Consider the following 18,769-nt stretch of genomic DNA (forward strand, 5'->3'; position numbering starts at 1 on the left):
ACTTGATTTCGGACGTCGCTTCGATGCCGTTTCGAATCGGCATCACGACGTCCATCGTGACGACATCGGGTTCGAGTTCGCGGTAGAGTTCCACCGCTTCGACCCCGTTTTCGGCCTCGCCGACGACTTCGTGTTCACCCTCTAGGAGCTGTTTGAGGAGATTCCGCATGAACGCGGAGTCGTCCACGACCAGTACCTTGCTTGCCATACCTCCAGATTTCCGAAAATCACACCATAAACCCTTCCTCCCCATTATCAAGGATGATACGTCATCAGGAGCACGCCAGACCGCCTCACGACGCGTCGACGCCGATTCTTGGAGAGCGCTCAGAGGGCGGTCGCCGTCGTCAGCGCCGACGTGGCGGGAACGAAGCGCCGGTTTCTTCGACGGCGTCGAGGAGGTCGCCGATACTGTCGTCGCGGTCGAGTCCGTTCGCGGCCGCGAGCGCCTCGACGGCCCGGCCGGGGTAGGTGACCTGCACCTCCGAGGCTAAAAGCAGGATGCCGAGCACCTCGTCGGTCGGCGTGTCGGCGCTCCCGACGGCCTCGGCGTACCACGTGAGAAACGAGTGGACGACTTCGGTCACGTCGTCGGAGACGGTCTCGTGTCGGGTGACCTCGCCGTCGACGAGCGCGGTAGTGACGAGCGCGTGATTCGCGCGGACCGCCCCGACGCGCTCGGCGAGCAAGCGGCGGGCGAGTACGGCCCGCTTTTTCGGGTCTTTCGGGAGGACGAGTTCGGGTGCGCCGGTATTGCCGTCGCCCTCACCAGCCGCCTCCGAATCGGGGTCTGCGGTCCCGTCCGATTCGGAGGGGTCACTCTCGTTGCCGGCCGCGTCGTCGACCGGCGCTGGCGGCCTGTTTTCCCCCGTCGAGATGACGTACCGGCCCGTGTCGAGCGCCGCGACGTGCTCGTCGCGACTGATATCGAGTTCGTCCGTCCCGACGACCCCCTGTTCCTCTGGGTGAGTGGGAGGACGTTCGTCCTCGTCGTCCATCGGCGGATGCTCGGTGCCGTGGCATATAATCCCATCGTCGGCGCGCGTGATAGACTCACTACTACGACTGAGAACGTGGCAGATAGACAACCAACACATTGACAAGCAGCGCGTTCTGATGAATCTCTATCTATGGAGTCTGACAGGACCCTCTCAGCGCTGGGGAACGAATACAACCCGGATATCCTCCGTGCCGCGGACGAACCCCACTCGGCACAGGAGTTCAGCGAGATGTTGGACATCCCCATTGCGACCTGTTATCGCCGGATCGAGGAACTGACGGCAGCGGGCCTCCTCGAACTGCACGACCGGGTTCTCTCCGACGAGCACCGACGGACGAACGTCTACCGCCGCGAAGTCGACGAGATCGTCGTTCGATTCGAGGGCGACGACTACACCGTCAGCGTGACCGAACGCCCGGAGGTGAAGAACAAACTCGACGACGTGTGGCGGAAGATTACGCAGGACTGAACCTGCTCCGGCTCCGGTCTTTTCTCCTACGTTTTCTGAGACGAGCGCCGATTAGTGGCTCGCGTGAGCGTGCGAAGTACCTTACCTATCGACGTACCGAACGTTCGGTATCAGTCTTGATATTGAGGGCCGTAGCGTTATGTAGGCCCTCTCCAAGTTGACGAGTGACGGTTCCCCGCTCCCCACCGAGCGTGGGACCAAACCCACGAAATTCATGTTCGAAAACATCAACGAAGACCGGGGTCAGGTCGGTATCGGGACCCTCATCGTCTTCATCGCGATGGTTCTGGTCGCCGCAATCGCGGCGGGCGTCCTCGTGAACACGGCTGGCTTCCTGCAAGCCACCGCCGAGGACGCTGGACAGCAATCTGTGAACAAGGTCACCAACCGCGTCGACGTCGTCAACGCCCACGGGCTGGTCAACCAGACTGGTGAGGAACGAACCGTTGACCAAGTCTTCCTGACGGTCCGGCTCGCGGCCGGCTCTGGGAGTGTCTCTCTCGAAGACACGACGGTGAAGTACCTGAGTGAGACGACCGCACGGACCCTCACCTACAACGACACCAACGACGCCAACGACCAAGGGGACGCCGCCAACCTGACGACCGGGGACAACTTCACGGCGGGCGTTCTCGAAGACGGTGACGGCTCCTTCGAGGTCCTCAACGAGCAGTCCGACCGCGCGGAGATCATCATCAACACCTCCACGGTCGAAGGTGCCGCCGCCAACGGGACGGCCACGGGCCAGACCGTCAAGCTCGACATCACCAGCCGCAACGGTGGCACGACGCAGGTCATCCTGACGATGCCCCAGCAGCTCGCCGGCAAGGACAACAACGACCCCATCGCACTATAGGAGATTCACATGTTCGATAACATTACTGACGACGACCGCGGTCAGGTCGGTATCGGGACTCTCATCGTCTTCATCGCGATGGTTCTGGTCGCCGCAATCGCGGCGGGCGTCCTCGTGAACACGGCTGGCTTCTTGCAAGCCACCGCCGAGGACGCCGGACAGCAATCTGTGAACAAGGTCACGAACCGCGTCGACGTCGTGTCGACTCACGGTATCGTTAACGGAACGTCGACGAAGAGCGTCGACTTCGTGAACCTCACCACGCGTCTGGCGGCCGGTTCCGGTTCGGTCTCGCTGAACAACACGACGATTAAATACCTCAGCGACGACACGGCTCGGACGCTCGTCAACAACAACACGGACAACGCGGACGGCATCAACTGGTCGACCGCCGGAAACGACGAGTTCGCGGTCCGTAAGATTCAGGACGATGACACCTCATTCCCGATTCTCAACAGCCAGACCGACCGCTTCGAGATCGTCATCAACACCTCCGTCATCGAAGGGGCGAACAAGAACGGCCTCAGTACGGGCGAATCGGTGACCCTCGAGATAACCTCGCGCAACGGCGGCACCACGCAGGTCATCCTGACGATGCCCCAGCAGCTCGCGGGCAAGGACAACAACGACCCGGTGGCACTGTAAATGTTTAGCGAACTGTTCAACGACGAGGACAGAGGTCAGGTCGGTATCGGAACGCTCATCGTCTTCATCGCGATGGTCCTGGTCGCCGCAATCGCGGCGGGCGTCCTCGTCAACACCGCTGGCTTCCTCCAGGCAACGGCCGAAGATGCGGGCGAGCAGTCCGTGAACAAGGTCACGAACCGCGTCGAAGTCCTCAACGCGCACGGTACGGTTGGCGACTCCGAGGTCATCGACAACATGACCCTCACGATTCGTCTCGCCGCCGGCTCCTCTAGCGTCGACATGAACGAGTCGTCCATCAAGTACCTCAGCGACGACACGGTCACGACGCTGACCAACCAGTCCGACGACGGAGAGACCAACGACGTTCGTACCTACGCGGACAGCGACGAGTTCCTGATGGACGAGGTCACCGACGACGACGGTTCGTTCGGCGTCCTCAACAGCATGAACGACCGCTACGAGGTCAAAATCAACACGTCCGCCATTGAGGGCGGAACCGGTCTCGGCACCGGCGAGCGCGTCACGCTCGAAATCACCTCGCGGACCGGCGGCACCACGCAGGTCATCATGACGATGCCCCAGCAGCTCGCCGGCAAGGAGCGCGGCGACCCGATTAAACTCTAATCGGTCTCTCGCTGCTGCGCTTTTTTTATCGCCACAGAACCCCGTTAGTGCCCACAGCGGTGTTCGTCACGCGCCGCGCCGAGTTCCGTACCCCGTCTCGGAGCGAACGAGAGTGCTGAAACGCACCGAGCCAAAAGAGAAACGCGAAGCGAGTTACTCGGTCTCTTCGCCGAACCACGGCGGGGACTCGCCGACCATGGAGAACCCGGCCGCCTGCTCGTATATCTTGATGCCGCCCTGTGCGATTTCCAGTGGGAACATCGAGTTCTTGATGCTCTGCTTGCGCATCTTCGCCACCCAGACGTAGCGGTTGCTCGTCGCGCCCGCGGGGCTCTGGATGAGGTAGATGTTCCCGTCGGTCAGGAAGTTCTCGAGGCCGATGTCGGTCTCGGGGAAGATGGCCGACTGCTCGGTGGTCAGAAGCGAGGTGAGACCGCTGTCCTTCAGGATGTCGATGAACTTCAGGAGGTACTGGCGCTGTTCTTTCTCGTCGTCGAAAAACAGCTGGAACATCGTCAGCGAGTCGAGGACGAGTCGGTCGTAGTTGGTGTCCTGGAGGTCGCCGAGGATGCGGTCGAGCGTCGTCGAGAAGTCACCGTCGCGGAGGAGCGTCCGCTTGTCGTAAACCTTGATATCTCCGGACTCGACGTACTCGTGCCAGCGGTCGAAGCCGATGGACTCGGCCGCCTCGCGGATGTCGTCTTCGGTCTCCTCGAAGGTGAGATACAGGCCGCCTTCGTCGAACTGATCGACGCCGTTGTAGAGATACTGGAGTCCGAGGATACTCTTGCCCGTCCCGGGATTGCCGCTTATGAGCACCGCGGCGTTCTTGACGATACCGCCGTTCAGGATGGAATCGAGCCCTTCGACACCGGTCTTGACTAGTTCTGTCATGATTGTGTTGAAACGCGTGTGTTGCTGTCGGAGGAACCTCCGTGCCGACGCCGGATAATTCTTCTTACCGCCGCTACGGCGCCGTCTGACTTTTATTACATACTTAGCCGGCGAAAATTCCGAACGTCTAAAATATCGCTACTGATAACGGGACGGGAACTTTCTTGTACCGACTTACGTACCTTGCACCAATGTTACCTGCTCCCCCGAGTCCGTCGGACCTCCCCGGCCGGTCCGCCGCTCGGCCGGGTGACAGGCCGTCGCTCGAACGAAGCGCCCCGCAAACGGTGCGGAGGTGCTCGCTGCGAGCATGATGGAGTGGCAGAACGACGAAGGCACGGCTGACGCCGGGGACGAAACGGAGACGGAAGGACAACACATGTCATCAGACGATGGACTTGGATTCGAGGAGGGGATAGACGACCTCTCCGACGAGTTTGGTGACTTCGGCGACGACCTCGACGACGGATTCGACGATGACGATTTCGGCGGATTCGACGACGACAACAGCGAGGAACTCGCAGAGCTCGAAGATCGCGTCGGCGAACTCGAGAACGAAGTAAGCGCCATCTCGTCGGGGATGAACACCGTCCGCGAAGAGAACAAACAGATCGGTGAGACCGTCGAAGAGCTCGACGACACGATTCGCAAACTGCTCGACATCTACGAGATGGTCACCCGCGGCATCAACCCGTTCGTCGACGACGCCCGCGAGATGGGCGGCCTCGACGGCGGTGGCGGTTCGTTCGGACTCTTCGAGGCGGAAGCCGAGGACGAAGAGCACCTCGACCCCGAGGTGGCGAACGCCGACGCCGAGTCGTTCTTCGACGACGACTTCGGCGAACTCGACGCCGAGGAGGGCGCGAAGGAAGCGGAACTCGCCGCGGAAGACGAACTCGTGGAAGCCGAGCGCGAGAGCCCCGCGGACGTGCTCGACGACGACGACGAGGCCGACGAGGCCGACGACTCGGGCGGCGCGGGGGGCGCGAGCTTCGACGACCTCAAAGAACAGTACGAGGAGGGCGGCGGCTGGGACGAAGAAGACGAAGCGGAGGCGGACGAAGGAGAGGCGGACGACGCCGAAACGGACCTCGCCGACGCGGCAGTCGACCTCGAAGACGACTTCGAAGACGAGCCGGTTGACAGCGTCGAAGACGACTTCGAAGCGATCGCCGACGCCGACGAGGCCGACGACCCGAGTGACGAACCGTCCGAGTCCGAACACGAACCCGAGGTCGAAGACGCCGACGGCGACGTTCGCAAGACGCTCGACGAACTGGAGGCCGAGTATGCCACCGCGGCGATGGCCAAAGACGAGCTTTCGGTCGACGACGAGGACGACGCGGCCGCCGAACCCGAGCCGTCGGCGGCGGTCGAGGAGTCCGACGCCTACCTGGCTGCGCTCCCGTCGAACTACGTCTCCGAGGTGCTCGTCCTCGAATGGGTCGAACATCTCGTCGCGGTCGGCGGCGCGCTCGGCGCGTCACGCGCGCTTCGCCAGTATCGGGAGCAGGACTGGATATCGCGCGCCGTCGAGAGCGAACTGAACGCCCACGTCGGACAGATTGCGCCGTCGGTCGCGGACCCCGACGGGGGCGAACTCCGCATCGATGACCACCAGACGAGCCTCGCATACGTCTGTCGCCTCGCGGAGGACGTTCCGCGGGGACAACTGTACGACGAGTTAGTCGCCTACGGGAGGAGATTCGATGGGATTCGGTGTTAGCGGCTCGACCGCCGTTATCTTCCTCGGCGTCCTCGTCGCCACGGGGACGCTGTACACAGCGACGTCGAACGCGTCGGAGAACGTGCTCGAAGCGCAGGACGCCGACGCGGAGCGGGCCCTCGAACGGACGAACACGGACATCACCGTTACGAACGCGACCTACGACGCGGGCAACGAGAGCCTCACGGTGAACCTGACGAACGCCGGCTCGGAGACGCTCTCGGTGAGCGAGACCACCTTGCTCGTCGACAACAGGTACGTCGACGTGCCGGCGGCCAACGCGACCGTCGACGGCGACGCCGGAACCGACCTCTGGTACGCCGGCGAGAACCTCAGTCTCGTGGTCGGGGTCGACCCCACGCCCGAACGCGTGAAGGTCGTCACCGGGAGCGGCGTCGCAGCCACGGAGGCGGTGAACTAGATGGCCGACATCTCCGTTCCGAGCCTCATCCTGTTCATCGCCAGCATCGTCGTCGCCGCCGGCGTCTCGGGCGTCCTCATCGACACCGTGACCGGCATCAGCAGTTCGCTCGACGAGCGCGGCGGCGACGTGAGTACAGAGATCAGAACCGACATCGAAGTCATAAGCGATCCGCAGGCGGGTGTCTACGACGGCGCGAACGACAACCTCTCGATATACGTCAAGAACACCGGCCTCAGGACGCTCCCGGCGACCAGCGGTGGTTTCGACATCATCGTCGGTGGACAGTATCAGACCAACGTCACGGTGAACGTCGTCGACGGCACCGAGTGGCGGCCGAGCAACGTCATCGAACTCACGGTGACGGACATCGCGTTGGACTCGGGCGACTACCGGATGACCGTCGTCGTCGACGGTGACGAAGAGGTGTTCGAATTCCGCGTACCATGAGCAGTCAATTCTCTCTCGGGCTATCCGGGCACGACCGTCTCGAAAAGGAACTCGGCGGCGGCATCCCAAAGGGTGCCATCGTCCTCATCGAAGGGGACTACGGCGCCGGTAAAAGCGTGTTGTCGCAGCGGTTCAGCTACGGCTTCTGCGACGAGGAAACGGTGGTGACGCTCGTCTCGACCGAGCTGGGCGTCCGCGGCTTCCTCGACCAGATGCACTCGCTTTCGTACGACATCGTCAAGCATCTGCTCGACGAGCAGATCCTGTTTCTCCAGGCCGAAATCGACAGCAGCGGCGCGCTCTCCGGCGGGAGCAGCCAGGAGGAGCGCAAACAACTCCTCCGGCGGCTGATGGACGCCGAGACGCTCTGGGACGCCGACGTCATCATCATCGACACGTTCGACGCCATCCTGCGCAACGACCCGCAGTTCGAGGCGCTGGTCCGGCAGAACGACGAGCGGCAGGCCGCCCTCGAAATCATCTCGTTTTTCCGCGAGCTGACGACGAAGGGCAAGACCATCATCATCACCGTCGACCCGTCGTCGGTCGACGAGGGCTCCATCGGTCCGTTCCGCTCTATCGCCGACGTCTACTTCGAACTGGAGATGGTGGAGGTCGGAAACGACGTTCGGCGGAACATCTTCGTGAAGCGCTTTGCGGGGATGGGCCAGCAGGTCGGCGACCGCGTCGGCTTCTCGGTCCGGTCGGGTATCGGGCTCGTCATCGAGTCGAGGAGCGTGGCGTAGATGGCGACCGAACACGGCTCCGCCAGGCTGTCGGACGATCTCAAGCGCCTCGCGATGCAGTGGCCGCACCTGCGGGACCACCTCAAGCGGTTCCGACAGATCACCGGCGAGTTCCCGATGCTCGTCGACGAGCCGGGCGACTACGAGTCCCGGCGTCCGAACATCATCTACCCGCTGGGCGGCCCCGTGTTCTGCCAGATATACGGCAACTTCGGCGAGACGACGAAGTACTACACCATCGAACCCGAGATGGACGACGACGAACTCGAAGTGTTCGGCCGGGTCAAGGACAAACTGCTCGAACGCAGCGTCTCGAAGCCGGCCCCCGAAGAAAGCGCCGACTACGAAGAGCGCATCGAGGAGTTGCTCTCCGAAATCGTCCACATCGAGGGCGACGACCGCGGGCCGCTCGGCTCGGTTGCCAAGCGACTCGACGTGGCCGGCATCGAGGTCTCCCAGACGACCTACGACAAGATACAGTACCGACTCGTCCGCGACATCGTCGGCCTCGGCCCGCTCGAACCCATCATGCGCGACCCGGAGAACGAGGACATTCACGTTATCGGCCCCAGCCAGGTCGACGTCGACCACGGGACGTTCGGCCTGCTGGAGACGAGCGTCGAGTTCGACAGCACGGAGCAGTTCGATAACTGGCTCCGCAACATGGGTGAGCGCATCGGCGACCCCGTCTCCGACGCCCACCCCATCGTGGACTCCACGCTCCCCGACGGCTCGCGTATCAACATCATCTACTCCGACGACGTGTCGCTGAAGGGGTCGTCGCTCACCATCCGTCAGGGCGACGACGTGCCGCTTTCGGTGTTCCAAATCGCCAAGTGGGGGACGCTCTCGCCCGAGTTGGCCGCGTACCTCTGGATCGCGCTGGAGAACGAGCGAACCATCTTCGTGGTCGGCGAGACGGCGTCGGGCAAGACGACGACACTCAACGCCATCCTCTCGTTCATCCCGCAGGACTCGAAGATTTACACCGCGGAGGACACCGCCGAGGTGCTCCCGCCGCACGACACGTGGCAGCAACTCCTCACCCGTGAGGGCCGCGGCTCCGACTCCGAAGTCGACATGTTCGACCTCGTCGCGGCCGCGCTCCGTTCCCGCCCCGACTACATCATCGTCGGGGAGGTCCGTGGCGAGGAGGGTCGCATGGCGTTCCAGGCGGCTCAGACCGGTCACCCGGTGATGCTCACGTTCCACGCGTCCGACATCGTCTCCATGATTCAGCGTTTCACCGGCGACCCCATCAACGTCCCCGAGACGTTCATGGACAACTGCGACATCGCGCTGTTCCAGAACCGCGTCCGCCGGGGCAACGACATCCTCCGCCGAGTGACGAGCGTGCAGGAGATCGAGGGCTACTCGAAAGAGATGGGCGGCGTCGTCACCCGCGAGGCGTTCTACTGGGACCCCGTCCAAGACGAGATCATCTTCCAGGGGATGAACAACTCCTTCATCATGGAACAGAAGGTCGCGACGCTCCTCGGTTACGACGACACGCGGAAGATATACGACGACATCCAGTTCCGCGCCGAACTCGTCCGCCGGGCGATTCAGGAGAACGTCCTCGGCTACCACGAAGTGAACGAACTCATCGAGGACTACCAGCGCGACGGCGTCGAAGGACTGCCGTTCGACATGGCGAGGGTGTAGCGAGATGGCAGGGGAGCAGAGCGCGTCGATGCAGGCGGTGCAGGTTCGGGACTTCATCAGCGACATCATCGAGTCCTACGAGAAGATGCCGATGGCGCTTTCGCGGTACCTGCTCGCGGTGCTCGGCCCCGCCATCGTGTTCTTCATGCTCTCTCTGGCCGGCGCCATCGCGCTCCCGCTTCCCCTCCTCGTCCGCATCCCCGTGTTCCTCCTCGGCGTGTTGCTGTTGGGCGGGGCCGTCCTCTACCCGCGGCTCCTCGTCGAGCAGACGCGCCGCAGTCTGGAGAACCAACTCCACCTCCTCATTACGCACATGACCGTGCTCTCGACGACGAACATCGACCGTGTCGCCGTGTTTCGAACGCTCGCGCGCGAGGAGGAGTACGGCGAGCTATCGACCGAGATGAACCGCATCGTCCAACTGGTCGACGCGTGGAACCAGTCGCTCGACGACGCCTGTCAGCGCCGGGCCCGAGAGGTCCCGTCGAAGCCCCTCGCGGACTTCCTCGACAGGCTCGCGTACTCCATCAACGCCGGCCAGAGCATCGACGACTTCCTCCTCGGCGAGCAGAACGCGATGATTCAGAAGTACATCACCGTCTACGAGAGTGCGCTGGGGAACCTGGAGGTCATGAAGGACCTCTATCTCTCGATGATTCTGTCGATGACCTTCGCCATCATCAACGCCATCGTCCTCCCCATCCTGACGGGGACCGATGCGACGATGACCATCGGCGCGGTCATCGTGCTCTTCGTCTTCGTGCAGTTGGGGTTCTACTTCGTCATCCGGACGATGTCGCCGTACGACCCGCTGTGGTTCCACCAGCGCGAGTACCGGACGAAGGCGGACCGGCAGATAGACATCACGCTGTACGGCGCGGTCGGCCTCTCTATCACGATGGTGCTCGTGCTCGCGTTGGGCACGTTCAACCTGACCATCGTCGGCGAGACGGTCCGGCCCATCATGATGGAACTCCCGATTCCGCTCCTCATCTCGACACCGCTGACGCCGCTTGCGGTCCCGGGCATCGTTGCGCGCCGCCACGAGAAACGCATCGGCGAGCGTGACGAGGAGTACCCCGGCTTCATCCGCGCGCTCGGGGCGTCCGAGACGGCGAAACAGAGCACGACCACGGCCGTCCTGAAGACGCTCAAGACGAAGGACTTCGGCGTCCTCTCGCGGGAGATATCGCGGCTGTACACGCGGCTTCGGATGCGGCTCGACCCCGACCGGTCGTGGTTCTTCTTCACCGCGGAGACGAACTCCTATCTCGTCCAGAAGTTCTCCGAGATGTACAACGTCGGCCGGTCGATGGGTGGCAAACCGAAGCTCCTCGGCGAGCTCATCAGCCGTAACATGAACGAGATAATCAAGCTTCGCCGGCAGCGAAAGCAGTCAACGGTCACCCTCATCGGCGTCCTCTACGGCATCACGGCCTCCGCGTCGTTCGCGTTCTTCATCGGGCTGGAGGTCGTCGAGATTCTCGCGTCGTTTTCGACGCAGATGAACCTCGACAGCCTCCAGTTCGGGACGCTCATCTACGCCGGCGTCTACGACGTGCCCTTCATCGAGTACATGCTGACGCTCATCATCCTGTTCAACGCCCTCCTGTCGTCGCTCATGATTCGGATGGTCGACGGCGGACACAAGGCGAACGCCTATCTGCATTTCGTGATGCTCGTCTGGGTGGGCTCCCTGATGGCGGTCGCCACCTCGTCGCTCGCAGGAGCGCTGATTAGTATATGACTGAATACGGACAACAGAACCGAGATTCGATGCCAGACGCGGCAGGTGAACAGACCGCACAGGAGGCCCGTTCCCGCGCGCCCGAAGGGGGCGACGTGGCGAAAAGCGACCTGCTACAGGCGTACCGCCGGAAGAAGTCCGAACCGTCGGACGAACGCGAGGAACAAGAGCGGGAGCGCTCGAAGAGACAGACGGAAAAGCGGACCAGCGACGGCGAGTCAATCGTCGTCGACTTCGTCGCTAACTTCGTCGCCGGCGGCAACGCCTCGTTCGAGCCAGTCAAGGGCCGCGTCCTGATGAGTCAGCGGCGGCTCATCCTCGCCACGTCGAAGGCCAAGACCGTCATCCCCATCACGTCCATCTTCGACATCGCCGTCGGGCAGGTCCCCCCGGAGGTGGAGGAGTTCTTCGACTACACAGTGATGGTCGGCTACATCATCGGCCGCCAGCGCCGGACGACCGTCATCGGCGGCGACCGCGAGACCATCGAGAAGTTCTCGCTGTTGCTGTTCCGCGCGGCGCTCAACGGCTCGCGCGCGCAGGTCACCCACCCGGCCCGCATCGGCGGGCGCGTCCTCGACACGGAGCGACAGCCCTCCGGCCTGCATCTCGACTACGAGGCCGTCACGTTCCCCGACGACGACGGCCCGCTCACGGAGGACGGCGAGCCGTTCCACATCGACCTCGCGAGCGTCATCTTCTTCGAGGTGCTCGAACGGACCGTCGACGGCGAAACGCGACTGGTGCTTTCGGTCCAGCACGTCAAACAGGGCCAGACGGTCACCTCCGAGATAACGCTCGACTCCCGGCGGAAGATGAACATCCTCGGGCGCTACCTCCGACTCGTCTACCACTGGATAAAGTCGGGCGTCCGCGACGTCGAGGTCACCGAACAGGGCCTCGAAGTCCTCGTCGGGCTGTACTCCGCAGGCGAGATGGCCGCAGAGGTCGACTTCAGCGAACTGCTCGGCGTCGACGAGGCGGTCCTCGACGCGGAACTGGAGAAGCTCCACGATGAGGAACTCATCGGCGACGACGAGCTCCCGACCTCGCTGACGCCGCAGGGGCGGTTCGTCGTCAACGAGGAAATCGAAGACGTGAACGTCTGAGGGCGGGCTTTTTGTCAAAAAGAGGGGTCGTCCCGTGGTCGGGAAAATTATATCAACTGCGCAACTAGTTCTGCGTCTATGCGGACGCGGACCTCGGCGCTCGTCGGCCTGGCAATCGGAAGCGCGGTCAGCTACTCCTTCGGCTTCCGACACGGCGACGCGTTGGTCGGCGTCTCCCTGCTTCTCACGTACACAATTGCGGGCTTCGGGTTCGTTGCCTTTCCCGCGTACCGCTGGCGGTGGTCCGGGGCGAACGACCACTTCTGGTACACGATAATCGGCGTCTTGAGCGCCCTCGTACCCATCTTCGCGGCGTACGGGCTAACCGTCGAACCCGGCGGGCGCGTGCGTGACACCGCTCTATTGGCCGGCCTCTGGTTGGGTGGCGTCTACGGCGGCATCGCGCTCGAACGCGCCTCTCGGCGCGCCACCGACGACTGACGAGCGCGACGCGTCGCTCGGCGTTCGGCGACTGCGCCGCGAAAATCCGAGTGTCGATTACTGCTCGTTGATGGCGTCCGAGGCGATGCTGCGGCCGCGGGCGTTGAGTTGCACCTCGTGGCGCACGCGAATCTCCTCGACGACGTTGTGGTCGATGAGTCGCTGAAAGAGTTCCTCGACCTCGTCCACGTCGAGGCCGAGGAAGTTCGGGATATCGAACGGTGAGACACCCGAGTACAGTGCCGTGAGGACCTGTTTGTCCGTCTCGCTCAGGTCGATAGAGGTCTCGGAAAGCTCCTCGCCCTCCCTGAGGAGCGTGTAGAGGAAGCTGATGGCGCGGTCGGAGCCGGAGATGTACGTCTGGAGGCTCGTCCCCTCGTCGTCGGAGTGTTCGACCTCGATGACGCTCCGGTGTTCGTCGACGATGGTCCGCTCGCCCGTCTTCACGTCGCCGATGTCGTCGAGGCGGATTTCGACGAACTTGCCGCCGACGGTCGCCATGCTCACGGCCTCCGTCTCGACTTTGAGCCGAGATTTCTCCCACTCGGTGTTCTGGACGACGCCGCCGGCGACGGCGGGGTGTCGCGCGAGGAACTGCTCGGTGTTGAGGAGCGCGCCGAAGAAGTCCGTCTCGAACTCGTCGTAGTCGACGGGCGCGAGCAGGACGACGCCCGACGGGATGTGGACGCTGAAGTAGTCGGAGACGGTCGCGATGCGCTGGTTCACGTCGTACCGCCCGCCGAACTCCTGTATCTTCGAGAGCTGAATCGTCCGCTTGCCGCCGGTGCCGGCGAGGATGAGCCGCCTGTTCGAAAGCAAGATGCGGCCGCTCGTCCAGTCCACGTCGTGCATCTCCCGGCCGTTCTTGACGACCTGGAGGAACCGCCCGCGGGTGTCTCCGAGCTTTTGCTCACCGGGTTTCATCGCTCACCTCCCGACCGCGGTGTCGCTCGCGCGGTAGATGCGGAGTCGTTTCTCGACGGGGTCGAACTGCTGTCGACACGTCGGCGGGATGGTCTCTGTCATGCCGATGGTGAGGTAGCCGTCCGGCTTCATCGCGGAGCCGAGCGTCTCGAAGACGGCCCGCTTGGACTCGGCGTTGATGTAGATGAACAGGTTCCGGCAGACGACGAGGTCGAACGTCCCCGGCGGCTCCTCGCGGATGAGGTCTCGACGCTCGAAGCTGACCATGTCGGTGACGGCGTCTTTCACCCGGAAGCTGTCGTCGTCGCGGTCGACGAAGCGCTCCCAGCGCCCGATTGGGTCGAGCTGTTCGGCCACGTCGTTCGTCTCGGAGGCGCGGTACTCGCCGGCTCTGGCGGCGCGGAGAATCTCGCGTTTGATGTCCGTACCGACGATTTCGATGCGGCGCTCGTCGACGCGGTCGTCGTCGTGGGCGAGCATCGCCAGCGAGTAGGCCTCGCGGCCGTCAGAGCAGGCGGCGCTCCATACCTTGATGGGGTCGTGGCGGCTCCCCCGAGAGCTCAGGTCGCGGAGCACCTCGCGGAGCGCCTCCCACACCTCGGGGTTCCGGAAGAAGCTCGTCACGTTGACCGACAGCGCGTCCAAAAGCGCCTGCTGTTCGTCCTCGTCGTCGGTGAGGAGGTCGTGGTACGACCCGTAGTCGTCGACGCGTCGCCGCCGCATCCGCGCGGAGACGCGGCGGTCGAGGTAGGCGTCGTTGTACGAACTCGTCTGGAACTGCAGGGAGTCTTCGATGTAGTCCAAGAGCCGGCCGAACGCCGGGTCGTCGGTCGCCGACGAGGGCATCAGTCGGCCGCCTCCTCGGCGGTGTCCGGGAGTTGGCTCGGGTCGAACTCGCGCATCGCCTGCTCGCCGTCGGCCGGGAGCGCGAGCGTCGAGACGTCCAGGATCGGGATGACGTTCCCGTCGCCGATGACGGCCGTTCCCGACAACCCGCCGACGCCCGACAGCGGCCCTTGCAGGGGCGTCACGACGACTTCCTCCTGTTTCGTCACGCCGTCGCAGTGGAGCGCGACCTGCCTGTCGTCGGGGCGGATGCGGACCACCATGCCGTCGTCGGGCTCGGGCGAGTCGATTTCGAGCGCCTCGCGGAGCCGAATCAGGGGGAAGATGGTCTCCTCGTGGACGATGACCTCCGCGCCGTTGACCGTCTGGACGCGGTCGCGGCGGCTTATCTCGTCGATGTACTTGATGGGGACGCCGAACTCGCGGTCTTCGACCTGGACGAAAAGCACCTTGATGATGGCGACCGACACCGGAAGCCGGATGTTGAACGTGCTCCCCTCGCCGGGCTCGCTGTCGACCGACACCGAGCCGTCGAGCGACTCGACGGTCGTCTTCACCACGTCCATGCCGACGCCGCGGCCGGAGACGTCCGTGATTTCGTCGTTGGTCGAGAATCCGGGGTGGAAGATGTAGTCGTACACCTCGCTGTCGGGCATCTGGTCCAGTTCCTCGCGGGTCGCCACACCCTTGTCGACCGCCTTGTCACGGACGGCGTCGGCGTTGATGCCGCCGCCGTCGTCCTCGACGGTCACGATGACGGTGTCGTGTTGGCGGCGCGCGGAGAGTCTGATGGTCCCCGTGCGGGACTTGCCGTTTGCCTCGCGCACGTCGGGGTCTTCGATTCCGTGGTCCACGGCGTTCCGGAGGACGTGCATCAGCGGGTCGGAAATCTCGTCGAGGATGGTGCGGTCGAGTTCGATGTCCGCGCCCTCGACCTTGAACGAGACGCGCTTGTCCTGTTCGCGAGCGAGGTCGCGCACCAGTCGGGGGAACTTGTCGAACACCTTCTTCAGCGGGATGAGCCGCATGTCCATCACGGTGTTCTGGAGGTTCGAGGATATCTTGTCCAGTTCGTCGAGCGTGTCGAGCGCGGTCGTCTGGCCCACGTCGATGGCGTTTCTGAGCTTGATGCGGCTCGTGACCAGCTGCTCGACGAGTTCGTGGAGTTCGTCGAGTTGGTCGACGTCCACGCGGACGGACTTGACCGCGGAGATGGAGCGGGCCTCCTTTTTCTTCGTCGTTACCGGACTCCGGTTCTTCGTGCGCTCTCGGTCGGCTCGGCCTCGTCGGCGTCTCCTTCGCTCCCGTCGTCAACGCTGGGAGCGTCGTCGGACGCCGCGTCGCTGTCACTGTCGACAGCGCCGTCAGCGTCAGCGGACTGGCCGGGGCCGTCCGATGCCGGGGCGTCAACCTCCGACTCGGCCGCCGGAGTCGACCGCCGGAGTGTCACCGGCGTCCGCGGCCTCGTCGCCGCCGGCGAGCGCGTCGGACACGTCGGTCGTCTCGACCGTCGAGACCTTCCAGAGGCCGTCGAGTTCGCTCTCGACGACGGCGGCGTCGCGCTCGGCCACGAACAGGTCGAAACCGTCGCCGTACTCGCCGTCTTCGATGGCGTCGCGGTTCGGGTTCGCCCCGACCACGTCGAGGTCCTCGGGGATGCTACTGAGGAAGATGCCGGCGTCGACGCCCTTCATCTGGCCCGCGTCGAGTTCGACGTGGGCGTGGGTGAGCGTGGTCGCGTCGAGGGCGTCCGTGTCGACGCAGTCGGCGGCGAGAGCGTCGAGGTCGACCGACTCGCGGTCGGCCTCGTCAGGCGCCGCCGGGTTCGAGTTTCCCGCGTCACCTCCGTCTTCGACTGCGGCGCGAATCTCCTCGACCGTGTCGGTCGGGTCGATGGTTGACTCGCCGTTCTCCTCGATGTCGTGGAGAATCTCCACGATGAGGTCCATCCCGTCGAAGACGAGGTCCATCCGCTCGGCCGTCACGTCGAGTCGCTCGTGGCGAATCTCGTCGAGGAGGTCCTCGACGGCGTGGGCGACCGTCGCGGCGTTGTCGAAGCCCATCGCGCCGAAGTTCCCCTTCAGCGTGTGGGCCTGCCGGAAGATGTCGTCGATGGCCTCGGTGTCGTCCGGGTTCGACTCCAGCGACAGCAGGGAGTTGTTCAACTGCGTGATGCTCTCTTCGCTCTCGGTGATGAATGCTTGGTAGAGTTCTTCGTCCATGGTCAGGTAGTGAGCCCGCGGAGTGCTTCGTCTGCGATTCGCCCGTCGGCCGAGACGGTGTCGACACAGCCGGCCTCGATGGCCCGCTTCGGCATTCCGAAGATCGCGGAGGTCGATTCGTCTTGTGCGACCGTGTGGCCGCCCGCCCGCTTGATTCGGGTCATCCCCTCGACGCCGTCGCGGCCCATGCCGGTGAGGAGCACGCCGGCCAGCGGCGCGTCGACCGCCTCCGCGGCCGACGCCATCGTGAGGTCGATAGCCGGTTTGACGCCGTGCAGCGGCTCGTCGTCGGAGAGTTCGAGCCGGAGACGTCCGGCCCGGTCGCCGGTCACGAGGAGGTGGGAACCGCCGGGTGCGATGCGAATCTGCCCGGGGCCGATTCGCTCGCCGTCGCTCGCCTCTTGGACCTCGTAGTCACAGCGGCCGTCGAGCCGCGCCGCAAAGCGCTTCGTGAAGCCGGCCGGCATGTGCTGGACGACCAGCACGCGGAGGCCGGCCTCCTCGGGGAGCGCCGCGAGCAACCGCTCGACGACGTTCGGCCCGCCCGTGGACGCGCCGATAATCAGCGTCGAGCCCTCGGTCGGCAGCGACCCGGTCGTCCCCGACGACGCCGGTTTCGCCCCCGCAGTCGTCGCCGACTTCGACTCCGTCTTCGGCGGGCGGGAGCCCCGGCGCGTCGCCGAGAGGTCGACCGCCGCGGCGGACTGAATCTTCTCGACCAGTTCCCGCTTGACGCGGGGCATCTCGGAGGTGACTTCGCCGCCCGGTTTCGTCACGAAATCGACCGCTCCGCGGTCGAGCGCTTCGAACGTCACGTCGGCGTCCTCCTCGGCGTGCGCCGAGAGCATGAGGACGGGCGTCGGACACTCCTCCATGATGGCCTCGACCGCGTCGAGGCCGTTCATCTCGGGCATCTCGATGTCCATCGTCACCACGTCCGGTCGGTTCTCCTCGACCACCGAAACCGCCTCGCGGCCGTCGGCCGCCTCGGCGACGACCTCGACGTCGGCGTCTTCGAGGAGCGTGCGAATCAGCGTCCGCATGAACCGCGAGTCGTCGACGACGACCGCTCGCGTCGAGTCCGCGCCGGCGGCCGAACTCATCGCCCCCACCTCCCGGTGTGGGGACGACGGGCGCGACGGGTCGCCGAGCGGGCCCCCCGTCGAGGGGTCGGTGGATTGTTTCGTGTGCCGTTTCGTAGACCGCTCATCTACCCCGAGGTTCGGAAATCGGGTATATAAACACTCGGCGAGGATAATCACGGCTGATAATCGGGTACGTACCTTTATACGCTGAATCTGACCACTCTGAAGCGATCAGGTGGCGGCGTCCGTCGCCGCCGGGGTTGACCATGCGACAAGATGCAATCACGACCGAGATGAGCGCGGACGAGACCGACGCGGAGGACTCCGCCGAAGAAGTACAGGTGCTGGAATTCCAACTCGGCCCGGAGACGTACTGCGTCGACATCGAGTACGTGAGCGAAATCGTCGACAAGGGGCAACTCACGGCGGTGCCGAACGCGCCGGACTACGTCGAGGGCGTGATGGACCTCCGCGGACGGACCACGTCCATCATCAATCCGAAGTCGCTTCTCAGCATCGACGACGAGGGCGAGTCGAAGCGCATCGTCATCTTCGACCCCAACAAGTTCGAAGACGAGGCGGCGACCGGCTGGCTCGTCGACGAGGTGTACCAGGTCGTCCGCGTCTCGATGGACGACGTGGAGGACCCGCCGCTCGAAAAAGACGACTCCATCGAGGGCGTCATCAAACGCGACGGCGACCTCGTCGTCTGGATTTCGCCGGTGCACGCCATCGAGTAGGGACGTTCTGCGACCGGCCCCGCTTTCGTTTTCGAGACCTAATCGGCGAGCGACTGCTCTCCCGCCGCGACGCCCCGCCCGCCGGTGAGTAACACCACGACGAGTGCACAGCCCACGACGACGCCCGCGAGGCCGAACGCCGCGACGTAGCCGGCG

At 64.2% G+C, this 18,769-nt stretch carries 19 protein-coding genes and 1 pseudogene; 13 read left to right on the forward strand and 7 right to left on the reverse strand.

What is annotated here, in order from left to right; all coding sequences use genetic code 11:
* Together ATB1_RS02245 and ATB1_RS02250 are read right to left on the reverse strand one after the other, a co-directional pair.
* Nucleotides 1-208 (reverse strand): response regulator (locus ATB1_RS02245; protein ID WP_042662082.1); only part of this gene is annotated, 208 nt, incomplete at its 3' end.
* Nucleotides 209-347: 139 nt separating this feature from the next.
* Nucleotides 348-998: a hypothetical protein gene (locus ATB1_RS02250; protein ID WP_042662083.1), complete on the reverse strand. Its 651-nt coding sequence runs from the start codon at nucleotides 996-998 to the stop codon at nucleotides 348-350.
* Nucleotides 999-1,130: 132 nt separating this feature from the next.
* On the opposite strand from ATB1_RS02250, the gene ATB1_RS02255 reads away from it, so the two are divergent.
* From ATB1_RS02255 to ATB1_RS02270, 4 genes are all read left to right on the forward strand, one after another.
* Nucleotides 1,131-1,469, forward strand: a complete 339-nt coding sequence (locus tag ATB1_RS02255; protein ID WP_004043733.1) for a helix-turn-helix domain-containing protein — start codon at nucleotides 1,131-1,133, stop codon at nucleotides 1,467-1,469.
* Nucleotides 1,470-1,683: 214 nt separating this feature from the next.
* A complete protein-coding gene (gene flgA1, locus ATB1_RS02260; protein ID WP_042662084.1) occupies nucleotides 1,684-2,325 on the forward strand; it encodes a flagellin A1 in 642 nt (213 codons plus the stop codon).
* Between the two features lie 9 nt (nucleotides 2,326-2,334).
* A complete protein-coding gene (locus ATB1_RS02265) occupies nucleotides 2,335-2,970 on the forward strand; it encodes an archaellin/type IV pilin N-terminal domain-containing protein (protein WP_042662085.1) in 636 nt (211 codons plus the stop codon).
* A complete protein-coding gene (locus ATB1_RS02270; protein WP_042662086.1) occupies nucleotides 2,971-3,597 on the forward strand; it encodes an archaellin/type IV pilin N-terminal domain-containing protein in 627 nt (208 codons plus the stop codon). It begins immediately after the preceding gene.
* A gap of 153 nt (nucleotides 3,598-3,750) precedes the next feature.
* On the opposite strand, the gene ATB1_RS02275 is transcribed toward ATB1_RS02270, so the two are convergent.
* Complete coding sequence (locus tag ATB1_RS02275) at nucleotides 3,751-4,491, reverse strand: ATPase domain-containing protein (protein ID WP_004977361.1); 741 nt, start codon at nucleotides 4,489-4,491, stop codon at nucleotides 3,751-3,753.
* Between the two features lie 310 nt (nucleotides 4,492-4,801).
* On the opposite strand from ATB1_RS02275, the gene ATB1_RS02280 reads away from it, so the two are divergent.
* From ATB1_RS02280 to ATB1_RS02315, 8 genes are all read left to right on the forward strand, one after another.
* Nucleotides 4,802-6,217 carry a flagella accessory protein C gene (locus ATB1_RS02280; protein WP_241768008.1) on the forward strand — a complete coding sequence of 472 codons (1,416 nt, stop codon included), beginning with the start codon at nucleotides 4,802-4,804 and terminating at the stop codon, nucleotides 6,215-6,217.
* Nucleotides 6,201-6,638 (forward strand): fla cluster protein FlaF, encoded by a 438-nt coding sequence (locus tag ATB1_RS02285; protein WP_042662087.1) that lies wholly within the window; start codon nucleotides 6,201-6,203, stop codon nucleotides 6,636-6,638. Before ATB1_RS02280 ends, ATB1_RS02285 begins: the two co-directional genes overlap by 17 nt.
* Nucleotides 6,639-7,088: a CARDB domain-containing protein gene (locus tag ATB1_RS02290; RefSeq protein ID WP_042662088.1), complete on the forward strand. Its 450-nt coding sequence runs from the start codon at nucleotides 6,639-6,641 to the stop codon at nucleotides 7,086-7,088.
* Complete coding sequence (locus ATB1_RS02295) at nucleotides 7,085-7,834, forward strand: ATPase domain-containing protein (RefSeq protein WP_042662089.1); 750 nt, start codon at nucleotides 7,085-7,087, stop codon at nucleotides 7,832-7,834. Before ATB1_RS02290 ends, ATB1_RS02295 begins: the two co-directional genes overlap by 4 nt.
* The gene (locus ATB1_RS02300; RefSeq protein ID WP_042662090.1) at nucleotides 7,835-9,499 is read left to right on the forward strand and encodes a type II/IV secretion system ATPase subunit; all 1,665 of its coding nucleotides are present in this window, start codon (nucleotides 7,835-7,837) and stop codon (nucleotides 9,497-9,499) included.
* A gap of 4 nt (nucleotides 9,500-9,503) precedes the next feature.
* A complete protein-coding gene (gene flaJ, locus ATB1_RS02305; protein ID WP_042662091.1) occupies nucleotides 9,504-11,246 on the forward strand; it encodes an archaellar assembly protein FlaJ in 1,743 nt (580 codons plus the stop codon).
* 95 nt (nucleotides 11,247-11,341) lie between these two features.
* Nucleotides 11,342-12,355 carry a CheF family chemotaxis protein gene (locus tag ATB1_RS02310; RefSeq protein ID WP_198526025.1) on the forward strand — a complete coding sequence of 338 codons (1,014 nt, stop codon included), beginning with the start codon at nucleotides 11,342-11,344 and terminating at the stop codon, nucleotides 12,353-12,355.
* Between the two features lie 78 nt (nucleotides 12,356-12,433).
* Nucleotides 12,434-12,796 (forward strand): hypothetical protein, encoded by a 363-nt coding sequence (locus tag ATB1_RS02315; RefSeq protein ID WP_042662093.1) that lies wholly within the window; start codon nucleotides 12,434-12,436, stop codon nucleotides 12,794-12,796.
* Between the two features lie 57 nt (nucleotides 12,797-12,853).
* Here the strand turns inward: ATB1_RS02315 and ATB1_RS02320 are convergent, their stop codons facing one another.
* From ATB1_RS02320 to ATB1_RS02335, 4 genes and pseudogenes are all read right to left on the reverse strand, one after another.
* Nucleotides 12,854-13,720 carry a CheF family chemotaxis protein gene (locus tag ATB1_RS02320; RefSeq protein WP_004970794.1) on the reverse strand — a complete coding sequence of 289 codons (867 nt, stop codon included), beginning with the start codon at nucleotides 13,718-13,720 and terminating at the stop codon, nucleotides 12,854-12,856.
* A 3-nt stretch (nucleotides 13,721-13,723) separates the two neighbouring features.
* On the reverse strand, nucleotides 13,724-14,566 hold the full coding sequence (locus ATB1_RS02325; protein ID WP_042662094.1) for a protein-glutamate O-methyltransferase CheR: 843 nt from the start codon (nucleotides 14,564-14,566) through the stop codon (nucleotides 13,724-13,726).
* Nucleotides 14,566-16,788: pseudogene (locus ATB1_RS24030) on the reverse strand (chemotaxis protein CheW). The gene ATB1_RS02325 and the pseudogene ATB1_RS24030 overlap by 1 nt, the downstream one beginning before the upstream one ends.
* 2 nt (nucleotides 16,789-16,790) lie before the next feature.
* The gene (locus ATB1_RS02335) at nucleotides 16,791-17,891 is read right to left on the reverse strand and encodes a chemotaxis response regulator protein-glutamate methylesterase (RefSeq protein WP_198526024.1); all 1,101 of its coding nucleotides are present in this window, start codon (nucleotides 17,889-17,891) and stop codon (nucleotides 16,791-16,793) included.
* Nucleotides 17,892-18,139: 248 nt separating this feature from the next.
* Here ATB1_RS02335 and ATB1_RS02340 point away from each other — a divergent pair, with 248 nt between their 5' ends.
* Nucleotides 18,140-18,613, forward strand: a complete 474-nt coding sequence (locus ATB1_RS02340) for a chemotaxis protein CheW (RefSeq protein WP_042662095.1) — start codon at nucleotides 18,140-18,142, stop codon at nucleotides 18,611-18,613.
* Nucleotides 18,614-18,769: the final 156 nt, after the last annotated feature.

The sequence above is a fragment of the Haloferax sp. ATB1 genome, from assembly GCF_000730175.1.

Bases quoted from the DNA above. Each gene is read 5' to 3' on its own strand.
- ATB1_RS02250 (WP_042662083.1), bottom strand. From the start codon at position 998: ATGGACGACGAGGACGAACGTCCTCCCACTCACCCAGAGGAACAGGGG.
- ATB1_RS02255 (WP_004043733.1), top strand. From the start codon at position 1,131: ATGGAGTCTGACAGGACCCTCTCAGCGCTGGGGAACGAATACAACCCG.
- flgA1 (WP_042662084.1), top strand. From the start codon at position 1,684: ATGTTCGAAAACATCAACGAAGACCGGGGTCAGGTCGGTATCGGGACC.
- ATB1_RS02265 (WP_042662085.1), top strand. From the start codon at position 2,335: ATGTTCGATAACATTACTGACGACGACCGCGGTCAGGTCGGTATCGGG.
- ATB1_RS02270 (WP_042662086.1), top strand. From the start codon at position 2,971: ATGTTTAGCGAACTGTTCAACGACGAGGACAGAGGTCAGGTCGGTATC.
- ATB1_RS02275 (WP_004977361.1), bottom strand. From the start codon at position 4,491: ATGACAGAACTAGTCAAGACCGGTGTCGAAGGGCTCGATTCCATCCTG.
- ATB1_RS02280 (WP_241768008.1), top strand. From the start codon at position 4,802: ATGATGGAGTGGCAGAACGACGAAGGCACGGCTGACGCCGGGGACGAA.
- ATB1_RS02285 (WP_042662087.1), top strand. From the start codon at position 6,201: ATGGGATTCGGTGTTAGCGGCTCGACCGCCGTTATCTTCCTCGGCGTC.
- ATB1_RS02290 (WP_042662088.1), top strand. From the start codon at position 6,639: ATGGCCGACATCTCCGTTCCGAGCCTCATCCTGTTCATCGCCAGCATC.
- ATB1_RS02295 (WP_042662089.1), top strand. From the start codon at position 7,085: ATGAGCAGTCAATTCTCTCTCGGGCTATCCGGGCACGACCGTCTCGAA.
- ATB1_RS02300 (WP_042662090.1), top strand. From the start codon at position 7,835: ATGGCGACCGAACACGGCTCCGCCAGGCTGTCGGACGATCTCAAGCGC.
- flaJ (WP_042662091.1), top strand. From the start codon at position 9,504: ATGGCAGGGGAGCAGAGCGCGTCGATGCAGGCGGTGCAGGTTCGGGAC.
- ATB1_RS02315 (WP_042662093.1), top strand. From the start codon at position 12,434: ATGCGGACGCGGACCTCGGCGCTCGTCGGCCTGGCAATCGGAAGCGCG.
- ATB1_RS02320 (WP_004970794.1), bottom strand. From the start codon at position 13,720: ATGAAACCCGGTGAGCAAAAGCTCGGAGACACCCGCGGGCGGTTCCTC.
- ATB1_RS02325 (WP_042662094.1), bottom strand. From the start codon at position 14,566: ATGCCCTCGTCGGCGACCGACGACCCGGCGTTCGGCCGGCTCTTGGAC.
- ATB1_RS02335 (WP_198526024.1), bottom strand. From the start codon at position 17,891: ATGAGTTCGGCCGCCGGCGCGGACTCGACGCGAGCGGTCGTCGTCGAC.
- ATB1_RS02340 (WP_042662095.1), top strand. From the start codon at position 18,140: ATGCGACAAGATGCAATCACGACCGAGATGAGCGCGGACGAGACCGAC.